This is a genomic window from Streptomyces albospinus (assembly GCF_014648695.1).
Taxonomy (GTDB): domain Bacteria; phylum Actinomycetota; class Actinomycetes; order Streptomycetales; family Streptomycetaceae; genus Streptomyces; species Streptomyces albospinus.
On sequence record NZ_BMRP01000001.1, the window covers coordinates 347,968 to 367,668 of the forward strand.

Sequence of the window (19,701 nt, forward strand, 5' to 3'; positions counted from 1 at the left end):
ACCAGTGATCGACGATTGCCGGTCTTTGAGAGGGGGAATGTTTGTTGGATCCGGTAGTGTTAACCTCAAGTCAGTACTCGACGCCAGTGTGGCGCGGTGCTTCGTGTCCCCCTTCGGGACCACTTTCTTCCGGGAGCCTCCCAAACTGCTTGGAGCAATGGCCTGAGCAGAAGTGAGCACGCTCCGGAATCGGCGTGACGAAACAGAGCCACACCGCATATCTTCACGCCGGAGCCATGAACTGATCTTTCCGCCGTATCCGGCGGGACCACCGCCCCGGCCCGGTCCGCAAGACCTAAGGACCCAGCCGGACAGCACAACCGGTCGCCGAGCCAGACAGGCCGACGCCCGCTCCAGGGAAGGACCCTTCGTGAGCGACACCACCGATCTGATGGGCGCGCGCACCGATGGCAGTGCCACCACGCCCGCCACGGACGCTCCCGCCGCGCCTGCTACCACGCGGCGCCGCCGTTCCGGCACCGGCCTCGACGGCATGGTCCTGGCTGAGCTTCAGCAGGTTGCCTCCGGCCTCGGCATCAAGGGCACCGCGCGGATGCGCAAGAGCCAGCTGATCGAGGTCATCAAGGAGAGGCAGGCCGGCGGCACGGGAACCGCCGCCAAGGCCGACGCGCCCGCCGCCGACACCGAGACCAAGCCCAAGCGCCGTACGACCTCCAAGGCGCGCACCGGCGAGGACGGTGCCGAGCCGGCCGCCAAGGCCGAGAAGCCCGCCAGGGCGGACAAGGCCGCGGACAAGGCCGGGGCCCAGCAGCAGATCGACATCCCGGGCCAGCCTGTCAGCGACGAGCAGCCGGCCGGCGAGCGCCGCCGGCGCCGCGCCACCGCCGCCGCGGGCAGCCCGGAGACCGCCCTCGCGGGCGACGTCAAGACCGAGGTCAAGGCCGAGGTCAGGACCGAGACCGCGACGGTCCCGCAGGAGGCCGGCGAGGGCCGGCCCGCCAAGAGCGGCGAGCGGCAGGACCGCGGCGACCGCCAGGACCGCGGGCAGAAGGGCGACCGCCGTCAGCGTGACCGCGACCGCGGGGAGCGCCGCAAGACCGACGCCGGCGACGGCGGCCAGGGCCAGGGCGGTGGCCGCCAGCGCGACCGCCGGCCCGACGAGGACGACGACTTCGAGGGCGGCCGGCGCGGTCGCCGCGGCCGTTACCGTGACCGCCGTGGCCGCCGTGGCCGCGACGACTTCGGCAACGAGCCGCAGGTGTCCGAGGACGACGTGCTCATCCCGGTCGCGGGCATCCTCGACATCCTCGACAACTACGCGTTCATCCGGACCTCCGGCTACCTGCCCGGCCCGAACGACGTGTACGTCTCGCTCGCCCAGGTCCGCAAGAACGGCCTGCGCAAGGGCGACCACGTCACCGGTGCGGTCCGCCAGCCCAAGGACGGCGAGCGGCGTGAGAAGTTCAACGCGCTGGTGCGGCTCGACACGGTCAACAGCATGGCGCCCGAACAGGGCCGCCAGCGGCCGGAGTTCGGCAAGCTGACGCCCCTTTACCCGCAGGAGCGGCTGCGCCTGGAGGGCGAGTCGGGCGGGCTGACGACCCGGATCATCGACCTGGTCACCCCGATCGGCAAGGGCCAGCGAGGGCTGATCGTGGCCCCGCCGAAGACCGGCAAGACCATGATCATGCAGGCGATCGCCAACTCGATCACCCGCAACAACCCCGAGTGCCACCTGATGGTCGTCCTCGTCGACGAGCGTCCCGAAGAGGTCACCGACATGCAGCGGTCGGTCAAGGGCGAGGTCATCTCCTCGACCTTCGACCGCCCGGCCGAGGACCACACCACCGTCGCCGAGCTGGCCATCGAGCGCGCCAAGCGACTCGTCGAGCTGGGCCACGACGTGGTCGTCCTGCTGGACTCCATCACCCGCCTGGGCCGCGCGTACAACCTCGCGGCGCCCGCCTCCGGCCGCATCCTGTCCGGTGGTGTCGACTCGACCGCGCTCTACCCGCCGAAGCGCTTCTTCGGTGCCGCGCGCAACATCGAGGACGGCGGTTCGCTGACCATCCTGGCCACCGCGCTGGTCGAGACCGGCTCGCGGATGGACGAGGTGATCTTCGAGGAGTTCAAGGGCACCGGCAACCTGGAGCTCAAGCTCGACCGCAAGCTCTCCGACAAGCGCATCTTCCCGGCGGTGGACGTGGACGCGTCCAGCACCCGCAAGGAGGAGATCCTGATGGGCAGCGACGAGCTGGCCATCGTCTGGAAGCTGCGCCGGGTGCTGCACGCGCTGGACCAGCAGCAGGCCATCGAGCTGCTGCTGGACAAGATGAAGCAGACCAAGTCCAACGCGGAGTTCCTGCTCCAGATCCAGAAGACGACGCCGACCGCGGGCAACGGCAACGACTGACGCCCGCCGGCCGTAGGCGCCGCAAGTACGACAGACACCAGCCCCCCTCGCCGCACCGGTGAGGGGGGCTGGTGTTTTTTACGGCGTCCCCGCGGTGCGGTGCGGCGTGTGAGCCGTGCCGCACGGCGAGCTGTCCCCCTTGAGACCTTCCGCACAGGTTCGTACCGCGCACACAGTTCGGGCAAAGCTGGATCACAGGACGAAAGTGCAGGTGAGAGGGGCGAAAGTCCCATGACGCACGTCGGCGCAGGGCGATTTTCTAAGAAGGAGCTCATAACGCCCTGTGCAACCCTTCCGGTCAACCTCCCGTCTGAATAGGCACTCACCCGTGACCACGGGTTGACGGCGAGGGGCAGCCGAGGGAAACAAGGACTGAGGAGCAGATGGCGGACAGCAACGGGAGCGCGCAGGCGGCCGAGGGCCGCGGACGCGGCATACGTGCCACCGGCCGCCGGCGCAAGGGTCCGACCCGGCGCCGCCGGGCCCTGACGATCACGCTGTGCGCGCTGGTCGGCGCGGTCCTGCTCGGCGGCGCCGGGCTGGGCTACGTCTACTTCAAGCTCAACGGCAACCTCAAGGGCGTCGACATCAACGCGGCCCTCGGCCAGGACCGGCCGAAGAACGTCGACAACGGCTCGATGGACATCCTGGTCATGGGCTCCGACTCACGGGCCGGCAAGAACGGCGAGTACGGCAAGGACGAGGGCGGCGCCCGCTCGGACACCGCGATGGTCGTGCACGTCTTCAAGGGCCACCAGAAGGCCAGCGTCGTCAGCATCCCCCGGGACACCCTGGTCACCCGGCCCAGCTGCACCAAGGACGGCAAGACCGTCCCCGAGGAGCGGCGGGCGATGTTCAACACCGCCTTCGAGGTCGGCGGCCCGGCCTGCGCCGTCAAGACCGTCGAGTCGATGAGCGGGATCCGCATGGACCACTTCATCGAGGTCGACTTCACCGGCTTCAAGAAACTGATCGACGCGCTGGGCGGGGTGGACATCACCACCACCAAGCCCATCAACGACCGCTACAGCCATCTGCACCTCCAGCCCGGCAAGCACACCCTCAACGGCGAGGACGCGCTCGGCCTGGTCCGCACCCGGCACGGCGTCCCCGGGGGCGACGGCAGCGACCTGGGTCGCATCCAGCTCCAGCAGACCTTCATCAAGGCCCTGATGAACCAGGTCAGGAACGTCGGCGTGCTGTCCAACCCGACCAAGCTCTACAACATCGCCGACACCGCCACCAAGGCCATCACCACCGACACCGACCTCAACTCGGTCCCCCAGCTCACCGGGCTCGCCAAGACCCTCGGCGGGATCACCTCCGACCGCATCGACATGGTGACGCTGCCGGTGGAGTACGACCCGATCAACCCCTCCCGGGTGCTGCCGCTGACCAAGCAGGGGCAGCTGGTCTGGGACGCGCTGCGGCGCGACCAGGACATCCCGAAGTCGGCGATCAAGGGCTCGGCGGGTGACAAGGGCGGTACGAGCAACTACGTGAAGTAGCCGCCCGACCCGCGTCCCGACCGCCGTACCACCGGGGGAATAGTTGCGTCCGCACCCCGGTTTTGGGAGATACGGCCAGTCCTGGCAGACTGGACCGTCGGCCCCGGTTCACGTGACGCAATTCCGCAACACGACCCGGTGCACTCCCGAACCTAGGAGAATCCCTTGAAGCGCGACATCCACCCGGAGTACGTCGAGACCCAGGTCAGCTGCACCTGTGGCGCGTCGTTCACCACCCGTAGCACCGTCGCCGGCGGCAGCATCCGCGCCGACATCTGCTCCGAGTGCCACCCGTTCTACACGGGCAAGCAGAAGATCATGGACACGGGCGGCCGTGTGGCCCGCTTCGAGGCCCGCTTCGGCAAGTCCGCCGCGGCCGCCAAGAAGTAGCGACCCGCAAGGCGCCGGTCTCCGGTCGCCCCCGGACAGGGGGGACCGGACCGGCGTCTTTGTCGTCCGTACCCTCCGCCTCCCCGGCGGGGAACGGTCCGCCGCGCAGCGGCAGCGGGGCGCAGCGGCCCCGGGAAGCCACATCAGCAGTCAGCAGAGGAACACACGATGTTCGAGGCGGTCGAGGAACTGGTCGGCGAGCACGCCGATCTCGAAAAGCGGCTGGCCGACCCGGCGGTCCACGCGGACCAGCGCGAGGCCATGCGGCTCAACAAGCGCTACTCCGAGCTGACCCCGATCATCACGACGTACCGCGTCTGGAAGCAGACCGGCGACGACATCGAGACCGCTCGGGAACTGGCCGCGGACGACCCGGACTTCGCCGACGAGGTCAAGGAGCTGGACGTCCGCCGCGAGGAGCTCACCGAGAAGCTGCGGCTGCTGCTCGTCCCGCGCGACCCCAGCGACGACAAGGACGTCATCCTGGAGGTCAAGGCGGGTGAGGGCGGCGAGGAGTCCGCGCTGTTCGCCGGCGACCTGCTGCGGATGTACCTGCGGTACGCGGAGCGGGTCGGCTGGAAGACCGAGATCCTGGACGCCAACGAGTCCGACCTCGGCGGCTACAAGGACGTCCAGGTCGCGGTGAAGACCAAGGGCGGCGGCGGTGCCACCGAGCCGGGGCAGGGCGTCTGGGCGCGGCTGAAGTACGAGGGCGGGGTGCACCGCGTCCAGCGGGTGCCGGCCACCGAGTCGCAGGGCCGGATCCACACCTCCGCTGCCGGTGTGCTGGTGACGCCCGAGGCCGAGGAGGTCGAGGTCGAGATCCAGGCCAACGACCTGCGGATCGACGTCTACCGCTCCTCCGGGCCCGGCGGCCAGTCCGTCAACACCACCGACTCCGCGGTCCGGATCACGCACCTGCCCACCGGCATCGTCGTCTCCTGCCAGAACGAGAAGAGCCAGCTCCAGAACAAGGAGCAGGCGATGCGCATCCTGCGTTCGCGGCTGCTGGCCGCGGCCCAGGAAGCGGCCGAGCGGGAGGCGTCGGACGCCCGGCGCAGCCAGGTGCGCACGGTCGACCGCTCGGAGCGCATCCGGACGTACAACTTCCCGGAGAACCGCATTTCGGACCACCGGGTGGGGTTCAAGGCGTACAACTTGGACCAGGTGCTCGACGGCGAGCTCGACCCGGTCATCCAGGCGTGCGTGGACGCCGACTCGGCGGCCAAGCTCGCCGCCGCCCAGTAAGACCGCAAGACCAGTACATACCGGCTGGAGGACCAGTGCCGCACGATTCCGGGGGGCGCCCCCCGAGCTCCCGATCGTTGCTGCTCGCGGAGGTGGCCCAGGCCACCCAGCGGCTGGCCGACGCCGGTGTGCCCTCACCGCGCTTCGACGCCGAGGAACTGGCCGCGCATGTGCACGGCGTCAAGCGCAGCCAGCTGCACACCGTCCCCGACGCGGACTTCGACGCCCGCTACTGGGAGGCGATCGCCCGCCGCGAGGCGCGTGAACCGCTCCAGCACATCACCGGCCGGGCCTTCTTCCGCTACCTCGAACTCGCCGTCGGGCCAGGGGTGTTCGTCCCCCGCCCGGAGACCGAGTCGGTGGTCGGCTGGGCCATAGACGCGGTGCGCGCCATGGACGTCGTCGAGCCGCTGATCGTCGATCTGTGCACCGGCTCGGGCGCCATCGCCCTGGCCCTCGCGCAGGAGGTGCCGCGGTCCCGGGTGCACGCCGTGGAGCTGTCCGAGGAGGCGCTGCACTACGCCCGCAAGAACGTCGAGGGGTCCCGCGTCGTTCTGCATCACGGCGACGCGCTGACCGCGCTTCCCGAACTCGACGGGCAGGTCGACCTGGTCGTCTCCAACCCGCCGTACATCCCGCTGACCGAGTGGGAGTACGTCGCCCCCGAGGCCCGCGACCACGACCCGGAGCTGGCGCTGTTCTCGGGCGAGGACGGCCTCGACACCATCCGCGGCATCGAGCGGACCGCCCACCGGCTGCTGCGGCCCGGCGGCGTCGTCGTCATCGAGCATGCCGACACCCAGGGCGGGCAGGTGCCGTGGATCTTCACCGAGGAGCGGGGCTGGGCCGACGCGGCCGACCACCCCGACCTCAACAACAGGCCCCGATTCGCCACCGCGCGCCGGGCGACGCCATGACGCGCCCCGTCACCGCGCCTGATGCATCCGATGCATCCGAAGTATTCGTTCCGCACGAGGAGGTCCCGTAATGGCACGGCGATACGACTGCAGCGACGCGACCGACCGCGCGACCGGTCTGCGTGAGGCCGCCTCGGCCGTCCGCCGCGGCGAGCTGGTCGTGCTGCCGACCGACACCGTCTACGGTGTCGGCGCGGACGCCTTCAGTGCCGAGGCCGTCGGTGATCTGCTGGAGGCCAAGGGCCGCGGTCGGGGGATGCCCTCGCCGGTCCTGGTCGGGTCGCCCAACACCCTGCACGGGCTCGTCACCGAGTTCTCCGAGCAGGCGTGGGAACTGGTCGACGCCTTCTGGCCGGGCGCGCTCACCCTCGTCGCCAAGCACCAGCCGTCGCTGACCTGGGACCTGGGCGAGACCCGCGGCACGGTCGCGGTGCGGATGCCGCTGCACCCCGTCGCCATCGAGCTGCTCAACGAATTCGGCCCGATGGCGGTCTCCAGCGCCAACCTCACCGGCCACCCCTCCCCGCAGGACTGCGACGCCGCCCAGGAGATGCTGGGCGACTCGGTCTCCGTCTACCTGGACGGCGGCCCGACGCCCGCCGCGGTGCCGTCCTCGATCGTGGACGTCACCGGCCCGGTCCCGGTGCTGCTGCGCGCAGGCGCGATCAGCGCGGAGGAGCTGCGCAAGGTGGTACCCGAGCTCGAGGTGGCGAATTGATGCCGCCCCTGGGGCGTGGCATAGCGGGACCAGGCGACGACACCTTCCCCTCCCCGGCCCTCTCGTCCCCCTCGCCCGGATCCACCACGTTCCGGATCCTCCACGTCAGCACCGGCAACGTCTGCCGCTCGCCGATCACCGAGCGGCTGCACCGGCACGCCCTGGAGGAGCGGCTCGGCGACGGCCGGGGCTGCGGGCTGCTCGTGGAGAGCGCGGGCACCTGGGGCCATGAAGGCGCCCCCATGGAGGCGCACGCCGCGACCGTGCTCGCCGACTACGGCGCGGACCCGGCCGGCTTCATCGGCCGCGAGCTGCTCGACGAGCACGTCATCCGGGCCGACCTGGTGCTGACCGCGACCCGCGACCATCGCGCCCAGGTCATCTCCATGGGCCACTCCGCCGGGCTGCGGACCTTCACGCTCAAGGAGTTCAACCGGCTGGTACGGGCCATAGACCCCGCCACGCTCCCGGCGACCGACCCGGAGCTCCCCGATGGAGGGCTGGTCGAGCGCGCCCGCGCGCTGGTGGGCGCCGCCGCCGCGCTGCGCGGCTGGCTGCTGGCGCCCAACCCGGAGTCCGACGAGGTCTACGACCCCTACGGCGCCCCCATCACCTTCTTCCGCTCCATCGGCGACGAGATCAACCAGGCCCTCGACCCGGTCGTCACCGCCCTCACCGGGGTCCCGGCACCCGCCTAGAACGCCCCTGGAAGCCCCTTGGCGGGCCCGGGGCCGGGGCCGGGCCCCCGATGGCCTGCACACCGCGCCCGATCGCTGAGCCGCGCCTACATTGGGATTAGGGCCTGCCCGGTGGATCAGGGCCGGACCGGCCCAGGGGCACGTGAGGCGTGCCCTGGTCCCCGTACGAGGCCCGGAGTCAGCGATGCCCGCGACCACCGCGTCACCCCGCAGCCAGTCCCCGGCCGGCCGTGCCCAGGCCGCCGGACCGGCCGAGACCATCGAGGACCGGGCGCGGGCCGCGGCCCGGGACGCGGTCACCCGGCCGCCCGGCTCGCCGGACTTCGCGGCGCTGCTGCGGCAGGACCCGGAGATCGCCGGCGTGCTGCTGGGGGAGAGCGCCCGACAGCGCGACGGGCTCCAGCTGATCGCCGCGGAGAACTTCACGTCGACCGCCGTACTCGCCGCCCTCGGCTCCCCGTTGGGCAACAAATACGCCGAGGGCTATCCGGGCGCCCGGCACCACGGCGGCTGCGAGATCGTCGACCTCGCCGAGCGGATCGCGGTGGAACGCGCCAAGGCCCTTTTCGGCGCCGAACACGCCAACGTCCAGGCCCACTCCGGGTCTTCGGCCGTACTGGCCGCCTACGCCGCCCTGCTGCGCCCCGGAGACACCGTCCTGGCCATGTCCCTGCCGCACGGCGGGCACCTCACCCACGGATCGCCCGCCAACTTCTCCGGCCGGTGGTTCGACTTCGCCGGTTACGGCGTCGACGAGGAGACCGGACTGCTCGATTACGACGCGATCCGCGCGCTGGCCCGCGAGCGGCGGCCCAAAGCCATTGTCTGCGGCTCGATTTCCTATCCCCGGCACATCGACTACGCCGCGTTCCGCGACATCGCCGACGAGACCGGCGCGTATCTGATCGCCGATGTGGCGCACCCGATGGGGCTCGTCGCGGGCGGCGCGGCGCCCAGCCCGGTCCCGTACGCCGATGTGGTGTGCGCCACCACCCACAAGGTGCTGCGCGGACCGCGCGGCGGAATGATCCTGTGCGGGGCGCGGCTGGCCGAGCGGATCGACCGCGCGGTGTTCCCGTTCACCCAAGGGGGTGCACAGATGAACGCGGTCGCAGCCAAGGCCGTCGCCTTCGCCGAGGCGGCCACGCCCGCGTTCGGCGCGTACGCCCATCAGGTGACCGCCAACGCCCGCACACTCGCCGCCGCGCTGGCCGGCCAGGGCCTGGCGATCACCACCGGCGGCACCGACACCCACCTGATCACCGCGGACTCCGCCCCGCTCGGGGTGGACGCGCGCACCGCCCGGGGCCGGCTGGCCGCCGCCGGGATCGTGCTGGACACCTGCGCGCTGCCGTGCGCCGAGGCTCCCGGGAAGCGCGGGGCGCGCCCGACCGGGATCCGGCTGGGCACCGCCGCGGTGACGACCCAGGGGATGGGCGAGCCCGAGATGCACCGGATCGCGGAGCTGATCGGGGCGGCGCTGCGGGAGGACCGCGAGGCCCGCGCCGGGACCGCCTCTCTGGTGCACCGCTTCCCGCCTTATCCGGATCAGGACTGACTCGGGAACCATTCGCGGGCCGGGTGCGTCCTTGCCTGTATTCACGGCCAGGGGGCTGACACGCATAAGGTGTGTGGCTGTGATGGCCAGCTATCTCTATGGGGCAGCCCGTGCGTGAATACCTGCTGACGCTGTGCGTCACGGCCGCGGTGACCTACCTGCTGACCGGGCCGGTACGGAAGTTCGCGATCGCGGCCGGTGCGATGCCGGAGATCCGCGCGCGCGATGTGCACCGCGAGCCGACACCGCGGCTCGGCGGTATCGCGATGTTCGGCGGGCTGTGCGCGGGGCTGCTGGTCGCCGCGCATCTGGCCAACCTCAAGAGCGTCTTCGAGACCAATGAGCCGCAGGCGCTGCTGTCGGGCGCCGCGCTGATCTGGATCCTCGGCGTGCTGGACGACAAGTGGGGCGTGGACGCCCTGGTCAAGCTCGGCGGCCAGATGATCGCCGCGGGTGTGATGGTCCTCCAGGGCCTGACGATCCTGTACCTCCCGATCCCCGGCATCGGCACGGTCGCGCTGACGCCCATGCAGGGCACCCTGCTGACCGTCGCGCTGGTCGTCATCACCATCAACGCGGTGAACTTCGTGGACGGCCTGGACGGCCTGGCGTCCGGCATGGTCTGCATCGCCGCGGCCGCGTTCTTCATGTACACGTACCGGCTCTGGTTCGGTTACGGCATCGAGGCGGCGGCGCCCGCCACCCTGTTCTCGGTCGTCCTGATGGGCATGTGCCTGGGCTTCCTGCCGCACAACATGCACCCGGCGCGGATCTTCATGGGCGACTCCGGCTCGATGCTGATCGGCCTGGTGATGGCCGCCGGCGCGGTCTCGGTGACCGGCCAGGTCGACCCGGACCTGCTCAACCAGAAGGCGGGCGGTCTGCGTGAGGCGACCCACGCGATGGTGCCGGTCTACATCCCGCTGCTGCTCCCGCTGACGATCATCGCGGTGCCGGTCGCGGATCTGATTCTGGCCATTGTGCGGCGGACCTGGAAGGGCCAGTCGCCGTTCGCCGCGGACCGCGGGCACCTGCACCACCGGCTGCTGGAGATCGGTCATTCGCACAGCCGCGCGGTGCTGATCATGTACTTCTGGTCGGCGCTGATCGCGTTCGGTGCGGTGGCCTACTCGGCGAACGACGCCAGCATGTGGATCGTCCTGGGCATCGTGCTGCTCAGCGCGGTCGGCCTGGTGCTCCTCCTGCTCCCGCGCTTCACGCCGCGCGCCCCGCGCTGGGCGGAGCGGATGGTTCCGCCGCGCTACCGCCGGGTCGTGAGCGAGCCGGCGGCGGCCCTCGCGACGGCCGGCGGGGAGTCCGCGGAGGCGCCGTCGGAGGAGCGGCGGCCGGTGATTCCGCCGGGCATCAACGGCGCCACCGCGATCGGCGACCGGTCACGCTTCGTGGACCGCCGGAAGGCGGGGAGTCATCGCTGAGTGGCGCTCCATCGCCTGAACGTGCGGAGGAAATCGGGGCGGTTGACCCCATACCAGGCATTCCGTCGGCCGTCAGTGCACCAACGCGCAGGTTCACGCTCAGGTGTGACAGGGTCCACACGAACCAGGTAAAGACCTCATCAAATAGTTTGTGATACCGTTCACGAAACCCGGCGACAGAGCCGAAGGACCGTAGTGCGACGGCCCTTTGGCCTCAGGTTCTCCCTCAGGCCGGGTCTACGCTCGTCCCTGACGACACCACCCCCACCCTTTGCCGGAGCGCCGCCATGCAGTCGAATGACGCCCGACTTCTCCTTCACGCCGTTGTGCCGACCCTCGCCACCGGCGCGATCGCCGCTGCCGTGAGCGGTGCGGTCGCGGGCGCGACGGGAGCGATCGGCGCCGTCGTCGGCACCGTGCTGGTGGTGCTGGTGATGGGCGCCGGACTCGTTGTCCTGCAACAGACCGCGAAGAAGCTTCCGCAGCTGTTCCAGATGATGGGCCTGCTGCTGTACACGGTGCAGATCCTGTTCGTGGCGGTGTTCCTCATCGCCTTCAAGGACACAACGCTCTTCGACACCAAGGCATTTGCGTTCACCCTGCTCGCAGCCACCCTCGTATGGATCGCGGCGCAGACCCGCGGCCATATGAAGGCGAAGATTCTGTACGTGGACCCCGACTCCGCAGACGCCAAGAAGGCGGAGACGGCGGGGTCGCCGACGTGACCCGTAGGGCCGAGATAAATGGCCTCATGCGGGCCTGCTATCGTCCGGTGCCAACTGCGGCGCAGATGGCGCAGGCGGCTGAGCTCCCAGATTCCACGCGATGGAACGGGCAGTTCTCGCGGCCGATGCCTGTGATCCGGTCCGGCCCCGCGCCGACCAGCCGCCCCCAAATCCGTAAGACCAGTCCAGTGCCGCTCCGTGGCTCAACGCCGCGCCGACACAACGAGGTTGCCGTACCCATGCGCCACGCTGAAGGAGCTCGCGGTGAGTGCTGAAACGATGCTCGCCGTCGAGACCGATTGCCACATCTTTTCCGGGTGCGGCTTTGATGCTCCCGGGCTTCATAACTTCGTCTTCGAGCCGCTCTTCACCGTCGGCGGCTTCGAGTTCAACAAGCCGATGCTGCTGGCCCTGCTCAGCACGGTCGTTGTGGTGTGGTTCTTCTGGGCTGCATTCGGCCGGGCGAAGGTGGTTCCCGGAAAGCTCCAGATGATCGGCGAGGCGGGCTACGACTTCGTGCGCCGCGGGCTCGTTTACGACGCGCTGGGGAAGAAGGAGGGCGACAAGTACGTCCCCTTCATGGTCTCGCTGTTCTTCTTCGTGTGGATGATGAACATCTGGTCGATCATCCCCGTCGCCTCCTTCCCGGTGACGTCGGTGATCGCCTTCCCCGCCGGACTGGCGGCGATCGTCTACATCCTGTGGGTCTTCCTCACCTTCAAGAAGCACGGCTTCGTCGGCGCCTTCAAGAACTTCACCGGCTACGACAAGTCGCTCGGCTGGGTCCTGCCGCTGCTCATGGTCATCGAGCTCTTCTCGAACCTGATCATCCGGCCCTTCACCCACGCGGTCCGGCTCTTCGCCAACATGTTCGCCGGCCACCTGCTGATCCTGATGTTCACCATCGCCAGCTGGTACCTGCTGAACGGGATCGGCTTCGTCTACGCCGGCGCCTCGTTCATCATGACCCTTCTGATGACGGCGTTCGAGCTGTTCATCCAGGCCGTCCAGGCGTACGTCTTCGTCCTTCTGGCCTGCAACTACGTCCAGGGCGCGCTCGCCGAGCACCACTGAGCACCCCGCCTCCCGCCCAACAGCTGTCCGGTGGCCAACCCCCACCGGTACGTGAAACGAGAAGGAAGTAACGGCATGTCCGCTGCTCTCGAGATGGTCAACCACCTCGCCGCCGCCGGTGACAACGCGAAGACCACGGTCGTCGGCAACGTCGCCTCGATCGGTTACGGCCTCGCCGCCATCGGCCCCGGCGTCGGCGTCGGCATCATCTTCGGTAACGGCACCCAGGCCCTGGCCCGCCAGCCCGAGGCCGCCGGCCTGATCCGCACCAACCAGATCATGGGTTTCGCCTTCTGTGAGGCTCTCGCCCTGATCGGCATCGTCATGGGCTTCGTTTACAAGTAAACGAAACTCATCGACTATCCATTCAGACGGAAGGCACTGATGTGAACGCCCTGCACTTGGCGGTGGAGGTTCCTGAGAACCCCCTGGTCCCGCCGATTCCAGAGCTGGTCATCGGCCTGATCGCTTTCTTCATCGTCTTCGGCTTCCTCGCCAAGAAGCTCCTCCCGAACATCAACAAGGTTCTGGACGAGCGCCGGGCGCAGATCGAGGGCCGGATCGAGGACGCGGAGGCGACGCAGGCCGAGGCCCAGCAGGTGCTCGCGGACTACCGAGCACAGCTCGCCGACGCCCGCCACGAGGCCGCGCGACTCCGCCAGGAGGCGCAGGAGCAGGGCGCGACGCTCATCGCCGAGATGCGCGCCGAGGGCCAGCGGCAGCGTGAGGAGATCATCGCCGCCGGTCACGCCCAGATCGAGGCGGACCGCAAGGCGGCGGCGCAGGCGCTGCGCCAGGACGTGGGCACGCTCGCCACCGAACTGGCCGGCAAGCTCGTCGGGGAGTCCCTTGAGGACCACGCCCGCCAGAGCCGGACCATCGACCGCTTCCTCGACGAGCTCGAGGCGAAGGCGGCGTCGGACACGACGAAGGCTGAGGCCGGCCGATGAACGGAGCGAGCCGCGAGGCACTGGCCTCCGCACGCGAGCGGTTCAACGCGCTGACGGACCACACCTCCGTCGACGCGGTGAAGCTCGCCGAGGAGCTGGCTGCCGTCACCGCTCTGCTCGACCGCGAGGTGTCGCTGCGTCGGGTCCTGACCGACCCGGCGCAGGGCGGCGAGGCGCGCGCCCAGCTGGCCGAGCGGCTGCTCGGCGGCCAGGTCGGCGAGGCGACTCTCGACCTGGTGACCGGAATGGTCCGCTCCCGCTGGTCGCGCTCGCGCGACCTGCCCGACGCGATCGAGGAACTGGCCTTCAGCGCCGACCTCGTCGCGGCGCAGCGGGACGACCGGCTCGACGACGTCGAGGACGAGCTGTTCCGGTTCGGCCGCATCGTCGCGTCCAGCGCCGAGCTGCGTCGTGCGCTGACGGACCGCAACGCGTCAGCCGCTGCCAAGACGGAGCTGCTGCGCACGCTGCTGGGCGGCCGGGTCAACCCGGTCACCGAGCGCCTGGTGATCCGTCTTGTCGCACAGCCGCGGGGCCGTAGCCTGGAGGCAGGGCTCGATGCCCTCTCCAAGCTGGCGGCGGCCCGCCGGGACCGGATGGTCGCGGTGGTCACCTCGGCGGTGCCGCTCAGCGAAGGGCAGCGGCAGCGTCTCGGCGCCGCACTGGCCGAGCTGTACGGACGGCAGATCCACCTGAACCTCGACGTGGACCCCGAGGTCTGCGGCGGCGTCCGGGTACGGATCGGCGACGAGGTCATCAACGGGACCATCGCGGACCGCCTCGAAGAGGCGGCCCGGCGGATGGCCGGCTGATCCAGCCACCAACTCAAGAGCTGCACAACCGGCGGCCAGGCACCGGACCGGTCGGCCGGACCGAGAGGTCCGGCTGCGGTCCGGAAGACGCCCCGGGAGAACAGCACAAGCATGACGGCGGCCCGAGTTGGGCCGTAAGCGGAAACCCCCTGGGGGGACGAGCCCCCCGGAACCGCAAGTAACTTCGGGCCCAACAAGGAGAGCAGGGAACCCAGATGGCGGAGCTCACGATCCGGCCGGAGGAGATCCGGGACGCGCTGGAGAACTTCGTCCAGGCGTACAAGCCGGACGCGGCCTCGCGCGAAGAGGTCGGCACGGTCAGCGATGCCGGTGACGGTATCGCGCACGTCGAGGGCCTGCCCTCGGCGATGGCGAACGAACTGCTGAAGTTCGAGGACGGCACGCTCGGTCTTGCGCTGAACCTGGAAGAGCGCGAGATCGGTGCGGTCATCCTCGGTGAGTTCAGCGGCATCGAGCAGGGCCAGCCGGTGCAGCGCACCGGTGAGGTGCTCTCGGTCGCCGTGGGCGAGGGCTACCTCGGCCGCGTCGTCGACCCGCTGGGCAACCCGATCGACGGCCTCGGCGAGATCGAGACCGAGGGCCGCCGCGCCCTGGAGCTCCAGGCTCCCACGGTCATGCAGCGCAAGTCCGTCCACGAGCCGATGGCCACCGGCTACAAGGGCGTGGACGCGATGACGCCGATCGGCCGCGGCCAGCGTCAGCTGATCATCGGTGACCGCCAGACCGGCAAGACCGCCCTGGCCGTCGACACGATCATCAACCAGCGCGACAACTGGCGCTCGGGCGACCCGAAGAAGCAGGTCCGCTGCATCTACGTCGCCATCGGCCAGAAGGGTTCCACCATCGCGTCGGTCCGCCGCGCGCTGGAGGAGAACGGCGCGCTGGAGTACACCACCATCGTCGCCGCCCCGGCGTCCGACCCGGCGGGCTTCAAGTACCTGGCGCCCTACACCGGCTCGGCCATCGGTCAGCACTGGATGTACCAGGGCAAGCACGTCCTGATCGTCTTCGACGACCTCTCGAAGCAGGCCGACGCCTACCGCGCCGTGTCCCTGCTGCTGCGCCGCCCGCCGGGCCGTGAGGCGTACCCGGGCGACGTCTTCTACCTGCACTCGCGTCTGCTGGAGCGCTGCGCCAAGCTCTCCGACGAGATGGGCGCCGGCTCGATGACCGGCCTCCCGATCGTCGAGACCAAGGCCAACGACGTGTCGGCGTTCATCCCGACCAACGTCATCTCCATCACCGACGGCCAGTGCTTCCTGGAGTCGGACCTGTTCAACGCCAACCAGCGTCCGGCACTGAACGTCGGTATCTCCGTCTCCCGTGTCGGTGGTTCCGCCCAGCACAAGGCCATGCGCCAGGTCTCCGGCCGGCTCCGCGTGGACCTCGCCCAGTACCGCGAGCTGGAGGCGTTCGCCGCCTTCGGTTCCGACCTGGACGCGGCCTCCAAGGCGCAGCTGGAGCGCGGCAAGCGCATGACCGAGCTGCTCAAGCAGGGTCAGTACGCCCCGTACCCGGTCGAGGACCAGGTCGTCTCCATCTGGTCCGGCACCAACGGCAAGATGGACGACGTTCCGGTCGAGGACATCCGCCGCTTCGAGCGGGAGCTCCTCGACTACCTCCGCCGGGAGAAGAAGGAGCTGCTGATCAGCATCCGCGAGGGCGCCAAGATGTCCGACGACACCATCGGCGCGATCTCCGAGGCCGTCGACGGCTTCAAGCGGCAGTTCGAGACCTCGGACGGCAAGCTGCTCGGCGAGGACGCCCCGGCCGGCACCGGCAAGTGACGACGGAAGGGACCTGATCCATGGGAGCCAAGCTCCGGGTCTACAAGCGTCGCATCCGCTCCGTCACCGCGACCAAGAAGATCACCAAGGCGATGGAGATGATCGCCGCCTCGCGCGTCGTCAAGGCGCAGCGCCAGGTGGCGGCATCGACGCCGTACGCGAGTGAACTGACCCGCGCGGTGACGGCGGTTGCCACGGGCTCGAACACCCAGCACCCGCTGACGACCGAGACGGAGAAGCCGACCCGGGCCGCGTTGCTGCTCATCACGAGCGACCGCGGTCTGGCCGGCGGCTACTCCTCCAACGTCGTCAAGGCCGCGGACCAGCTCACCGAGCGGCTCAAGGCCGAGGGCAAGGAGGTCGACGTCTACATCGTCGGCCGCAAGGGTGTGGCGTACTACAACTTCCGCGAGCGCAAGGTCGTGGAGTCGTGGACCGGCTTCACCGACAGCCCGACGTACGCGGACGCGAAGGCGGTCGCCGCACCGCTCATCACGGCCGTCCAGCAGGACACCGCCGAGGGTGGCGTGGACGAACTCCACATCGTCTACACCGAGTTCGTCTCGATGATGACGCAGTCGGCGATCGACAACCGCCTGCTGCCGCTCAGCCTCGACGAGACGGCGGAGTCGGAGGACACGTCCAAGGGCGAGATCCTCCCGCTGTTCGACTTCGAGCCGTCGGCCGAGGACGTCCTGGACGCCCTGCTGCCGCGGTACGTCGAGTCGCGGATCTACAACGCGCTCCTGCAGGCCGCCGCCTCCAAGCACGCCGCCACGCGGCGCGCGATGAAGTCGGCGACCGACAACGCAGAAGAGATCATCAAGTCGCTCTCGCGGCTTGCCAACGCGGCCCGCCAGGCCGAAATTACCCAGGAAATCAGCGAGATCGTCGGTGGCAGTGCCGCACTGGCCGACGCGACCGCGGGGAGTGACTGACACTATGACCACCACTGTTGAGACGGCCGTTGCCACGGGCCGCGTCGCCCGGGTGATCGGCCCGGTCGTCGACGTGGAGTTCCCCGTCGACGCGATGCCGGAGATCTACAACGCTCTGCACGTCCAGGTCGACGACCCGGCCAGCCCGGGCGCGAAGCGGACGCTGACCCTTGAGGTCGCCCAGCACCTGGGTGAAGGCCAGGTCCGCGCGATCTCCATGCAGCCCACCGACGGTCTGGTCCGCCAGGCCCCGGTGGTCGACACCGGCGCGGGCATCACCGTCCCGGTCGGCGACATCACCCAGGGCAAGGTCTTCAACACCCTCGGCGAGATCCTGAACGAGCCGGAGGCCGAGTCCCAGGTCACCGAGCGGTGGGCGATCCACCGCAAGGCCCCTGCGTTCGACCAGCTCGAGTCGAAGACCGAGATGTTCGAGACCGGCCTGAAGGTCGTCGACCTGCTGACCCCGTACGTCAAGGGCGGCAAGATCGGTCTGTTCGGTGGTGCCGGTGTCGGCAAGACCGTTCTGATCCAGGAAATGATCATGCGTGTGGCGAAGCTGCACGAGGGTGTTTCCGTCTTCGCCGGCGTCGGTGAGCGCACCCGTGAGGGCAACGACCTCATGGACGAGATGGCGGAGGCCGGCGTTCTGGACAAGACCGCGCTGGTCTTCGGCCAGATGGACGAGCCCCCGGGCACCCGTCTGCGCGTGGCCCTGGCCGGTCTGACCATGGCGGAGTACTTCCGCGATGTGAAGAAGCAGGACGTGCTGTTCTTCATCGACAACATCTTCCGCTTCACCCAGGCCGGTTCCGAGGTCTCGACCCTGCTGGGTCGCATGCCCTCGGCCGTGGGTTACCAGCCGAACCTGGCCGACGAGATGGGCATCCTTCAGGAGCGCATCACCTCGACCCGTGGTCACTCGATCACCTCGATGCAGGCGATCTACGTCCCCGCGGACGACCTGACCGACCCGGCGCCGGCCACCACGTTCGCGCACCTGGACGCCACCACCGTTCTGTCGCGTCCGATCTCGGAGAAGGGCATCTACCCGGCGGTGGACCCGCTGGACTCGACGTCCCGCATCCTGGACCCGCGGTACATCGCGCAGGACCACTACGACTGCGCCTCGCGCGTGAAGTCGATTCTGCAGAAGTACAAGGACCTTCAGGACATCATCGCGATCCTGGGTATCGACGAGCTCGGCGAGGAGGACAAGCTCATCGTCTACCGCGCCCGTCGCATCGAGCGCTTCCTGTCGCAGAACACCCACGCTGCCAAGCAGTTCACGGGTGTCGACGGCTCGGACGTCTCGCTCGACGAGTCGATCGCCGCGTTCAACGCGATCGCCGACGGTGAGTACGACCACTTCCCCGAGCAGGCCTTCTTCATGTGCGGTGGTCTCGACGACCTGAAGAAGAACGCCAAGGAGCTGGGCGTCTCCTGACTCCCGCCGGTCCCGGAGGCGGCCCTGGCCGCCTCCGGCCCGGACGACCACTAGTATTTGACCCAACATCTGCCACACCAGGCAGGTGGAGACCCGAGGAGCCATCGTGGCTGAGCTGCACGTCGAGTTGGTCGCCGCGGACCGGCAGGTCTGGTCCGGCGAGGCCAGCCTGGTCGTCGCGCGCACCTCGTCGGGCGACATCGGCGTCATGCCCGGACACCAGCCGCTGCTCGGCGTGCTGCAGTCGGGCCCGGTGACGATTCGTACGACGGGTGAGAGCGGGGACGGCACCGTCGTCGCCGCGGTGCACGGCGGCTTCATCTCGTTCGCCGACAACAAGCTGTCTCTGCTCGCGGAGATCGCCGAGCTGTCGGACGAGATCGATGTCCAGCGCGCGGAGCGGGCCCTGGAGCGGGCGAAGTCGGATGCTGACGCAGCCGCCGAGCGCCGCGCCGATGTCCGGCTGCGTGCGGTGACGGGCGTTCACTGAGCCCCGTCACCGACGAGATCGACCTCAGCCGCGGGCCGCCCGGAGTTCCGGAGCGGGCCGCGGCTGAGGCAATACAGGTGCGTTTCCCGAATACACGGCGAGGAGGTCGGTCGAGATGGTCCTCGCTCTGCTTGTGAGCGGCGCGGTCGTGGTGCTGGTGCTGCTGGGACTGTTCGTCTTCGGACTGAGGCGGCGGCTCATCCAGCGGTCCGGAGGCACGTTCGACTGCAGCCTCCGGTGGAACGTGTCGGAGGAGAGCGGCGATCCCAGCGGCAAGGGCTGGATCTACGGGGTCGCCCGCTACAACGGTGACCGGATCGAGTGGTTCCGGGTCTTTTCGTATGCGCCCCGGCCGCGGCGGCTGCTGGAGCGGTCCGTCATCGAGGTGCTGGAGCGGCGCACGCCGCAGGGCGAGGAGGAACTCGCACTGCTCTCCGATTCCGTCGTGCTGGCCTGTGAGCTGAGCGGCACCCGCGTCGAACTGGCGATGAGCGAGGACGCCCTCACCGGTTTCCTGGCCTGGTTGGAGGCGGCGCCCCCCGGGCAGCGAGTCAATGTGGCTTAGAACAGGCGCCGCGTTGCATGGGGGTGCCCCGGACGAAGTCCGGGG

General features: G+C 69.5%; 19 protein-coding genes. All 19 read left to right on the forward strand.

Annotated features, from left to right (window positions below; translation table 11 throughout):
* Positions 1-370: 370 nt before the first annotated feature.
* The 19 genes from rho to IEZ17_RS01860 all read left to right on the forward strand — a co-directional run bounded on the left by rho (position 371) and on the right by IEZ17_RS01860 (position 19,656).
* A complete protein-coding gene (gene rho, locus IEZ17_RS01770; protein ID WP_189295566.1) occupies positions 371-2,374 on the forward strand; it encodes a transcription termination factor Rho in 2,004 nt (667 codons plus the stop codon).
* A 383-nt stretch (positions 2,375-2,757) separates the two neighbouring features.
* Complete coding sequence (locus IEZ17_RS01775) at positions 2,758-3,882, forward strand: LCP family protein (RefSeq protein WP_189295568.1); 1,125 nt, start codon at positions 2,758-2,760, stop codon at positions 3,880-3,882.
* 165 nt (positions 3,883-4,047) lie between these two features.
* Positions 4,048-4,272, forward strand: a complete 225-nt coding sequence (gene rpmE, locus IEZ17_RS01780) for a 50S ribosomal protein L31 (protein WP_030065532.1) — start codon at positions 4,048-4,050, stop codon at positions 4,270-4,272.
* 168 nt (positions 4,273-4,440) lie between these two features.
* Positions 4,441-5,520, forward strand: coding sequence for a peptide chain release factor 1 (gene prfA / locus IEZ17_RS01785; protein WP_189295570.1), 1,080 nt, complete (start codon positions 4,441-4,443; stop codon positions 5,518-5,520).
* A 35-nt stretch (positions 5,521-5,555) separates the two neighbouring features.
* Positions 5,556-6,437: a peptide chain release factor N(5)-glutamine methyltransferase gene (gene prmC, locus IEZ17_RS01790; protein WP_189295572.1), complete on the forward strand. Its 882-nt coding sequence runs from the start codon at positions 5,556-5,558 to the stop codon at positions 6,435-6,437.
* Positions 6,438-6,507: 70 nt separating this feature from the next.
* Entirely contained in the window at positions 6,508-7,155 is a 648-nt protein-coding gene (locus IEZ17_RS01795) for an L-threonylcarbamoyladenylate synthase (protein WP_159508052.1), read from the forward strand.
* Complete coding sequence (locus tag IEZ17_RS01800; protein ID WP_373299712.1) at positions 7,152-7,853, forward strand: arsenate reductase/protein-tyrosine-phosphatase family protein; 702 nt, start codon at positions 7,152-7,154, stop codon at positions 7,851-7,853. Before IEZ17_RS01795 ends, IEZ17_RS01800 begins: the two co-directional genes overlap by 4 nt.
* Positions 7,854-8,037: 184 nt before the next feature.
* Positions 8,038-9,411, forward strand: a complete 1,374-nt coding sequence (gene glyA / locus IEZ17_RS01805; protein WP_189295574.1) for a serine hydroxymethyltransferase — start codon at positions 8,038-8,040, stop codon at positions 9,409-9,411.
* 98 nt (positions 9,412-9,509) lie between these two features.
* Positions 9,510-10,847: an MraY family glycosyltransferase gene (locus IEZ17_RS01810; protein WP_189295576.1), complete on the forward strand. Its 1,338-nt coding sequence runs from the start codon at positions 9,510-9,512 to the stop codon at positions 10,845-10,847.
* A gap of 287 nt (positions 10,848-11,134) precedes the next feature.
* Positions 11,135-11,572, forward strand: a complete 438-nt coding sequence (locus IEZ17_RS01815) for a Cg1360 family ATP-synthase-associated protein (RefSeq protein WP_189295578.1) — start codon at positions 11,135-11,137, stop codon at positions 11,570-11,572.
* A gap of 279 nt (positions 11,573-11,851) precedes the next feature.
* Positions 11,852-12,646: a F0F1 ATP synthase subunit A gene (gene atpB / locus IEZ17_RS01820; protein ID WP_189296200.1), complete on the forward strand. Its 795-nt coding sequence runs from the start codon at positions 11,852-11,854 to the stop codon at positions 12,644-12,646.
* 75 nt (positions 12,647-12,721) lie between these two features.
* The gene (atpE, locus tag IEZ17_RS01825) at positions 12,722-12,991 is read left to right on the forward strand and encodes an ATP synthase F0 subunit C (protein WP_189295580.1); all 270 of its coding nucleotides are present in this window, start codon (positions 12,722-12,724) and stop codon (positions 12,989-12,991) included.
* Between the two features lie 41 nt (positions 12,992-13,032).
* Positions 13,033-13,596 carry a F0F1 ATP synthase subunit B gene (locus tag IEZ17_RS01830; RefSeq protein ID WP_189295582.1) on the forward strand — a complete coding sequence of 188 codons (564 nt, stop codon included), beginning with the start codon at positions 13,033-13,035 and terminating at the stop codon, positions 13,594-13,596.
* The gene (locus IEZ17_RS01835; protein ID WP_189295584.1) at positions 13,593-14,408 is read left to right on the forward strand and encodes a F0F1 ATP synthase subunit delta; all 816 of its coding nucleotides are present in this window, start codon (positions 13,593-13,595) and stop codon (positions 14,406-14,408) included. The genes IEZ17_RS01830 and IEZ17_RS01835 overlap by 4 nt, the downstream gene beginning before the upstream one ends.
* A gap of 215 nt (positions 14,409-14,623) precedes the next feature.
* A complete protein-coding gene (gene atpA / locus IEZ17_RS01840) occupies positions 14,624-16,216 on the forward strand; it encodes a F0F1 ATP synthase subunit alpha (protein WP_189295586.1) in 1,593 nt (530 codons plus the stop codon).
* Between the two features lie 20 nt (positions 16,217-16,236).
* Positions 16,237-17,154, forward strand: coding sequence for a F0F1 ATP synthase subunit gamma (locus IEZ17_RS01845; RefSeq protein ID WP_189295588.1), 918 nt, complete (start codon positions 16,237-16,239; stop codon positions 17,152-17,154).
* Between the two features lie 4 nt (positions 17,155-17,158).
* Positions 17,159-18,601: a F0F1 ATP synthase subunit beta gene (atpD, locus tag IEZ17_RS01850; RefSeq protein WP_189295591.1), complete on the forward strand. Its 1,443-nt coding sequence runs from the start codon at positions 17,159-17,161 to the stop codon at positions 18,599-18,601.
* A 106-nt stretch (positions 18,602-18,707) separates the two neighbouring features.
* A complete protein-coding gene (locus IEZ17_RS01855) occupies positions 18,708-19,091 on the forward strand; it encodes a F0F1 ATP synthase subunit epsilon (RefSeq protein WP_018087383.1) in 384 nt (127 codons plus the stop codon).
* Positions 19,092-19,206: 115 nt separating this feature from the next.
* Positions 19,207-19,656 (forward strand): DUF2550 domain-containing protein, encoded by a 450-nt coding sequence (locus tag IEZ17_RS01860; protein ID WP_189295593.1) that lies wholly within the window; start codon positions 19,207-19,209, stop codon positions 19,654-19,656.
* Positions 19,657-19,701: the final 45 nt, after the last annotated feature.

Excerpts from the sequence above, each read along its gene's own strand:
- atpA (WP_189295586.1), top strand. The coding sequence starts at position 14,624 with ATGGCGGAGCTCACGATCCGGCCGGAGGAGATCCGGGACGCGCTGGAG.
- atpD (WP_189295591.1), top strand. The coding sequence starts at position 17,159 with ATGACCACCACTGTTGAGACGGCCGTTGCCACGGGCCGCGTCGCCCGG.
- IEZ17_RS01810 (WP_189295576.1), top strand. The coding sequence starts at position 9,510 with ATGGGGCAGCCCGTGCGTGAATACCTGCTGACGCTGTGCGTCACGGCC.
- prfA (WP_189295570.1), top strand. The coding sequence starts at position 4,441 with ATGTTCGAGGCGGTCGAGGAACTGGTCGGCGAGCACGCCGATCTCGAA.
- IEZ17_RS01845 (WP_189295588.1), top strand. The coding sequence starts at position 16,237 with ATGGGAGCCAAGCTCCGGGTCTACAAGCGTCGCATCCGCTCCGTCACC.
- atpB (WP_189296200.1), top strand. The coding sequence starts at position 11,852 with ATGCTCGCCGTCGAGACCGATTGCCACATCTTTTCCGGGTGCGGCTTT.
- atpE (WP_189295580.1), top strand. The coding sequence starts at position 12,722 with ATGTCCGCTGCTCTCGAGATGGTCAACCACCTCGCCGCCGCCGGTGAC.
- IEZ17_RS01860 (WP_189295593.1), top strand. The coding sequence starts at position 19,207 with ATGGTCCTCGCTCTGCTTGTGAGCGGCGCGGTCGTGGTGCTGGTGCTG.
- glyA (WP_189295574.1), top strand. The coding sequence starts at position 8,038 with ATGCCCGCGACCACCGCGTCACCCCGCAGCCAGTCCCCGGCCGGCCGT.
- IEZ17_RS01775 (WP_189295568.1), top strand. The coding sequence starts at position 2,758 with ATGGCGGACAGCAACGGGAGCGCGCAGGCGGCCGAGGGCCGCGGACGC.
- IEZ17_RS01835 (WP_189295584.1), top strand. The coding sequence starts at position 13,593 with ATGAACGGAGCGAGCCGCGAGGCACTGGCCTCCGCACGCGAGCGGTTC.
- IEZ17_RS01795 (WP_159508052.1), top strand. The coding sequence starts at position 6,508 with ATGGCACGGCGATACGACTGCAGCGACGCGACCGACCGCGCGACCGGT.
- IEZ17_RS01815 (WP_189295578.1), top strand. The coding sequence starts at position 11,135 with ATGCAGTCGAATGACGCCCGACTTCTCCTTCACGCCGTTGTGCCGACC.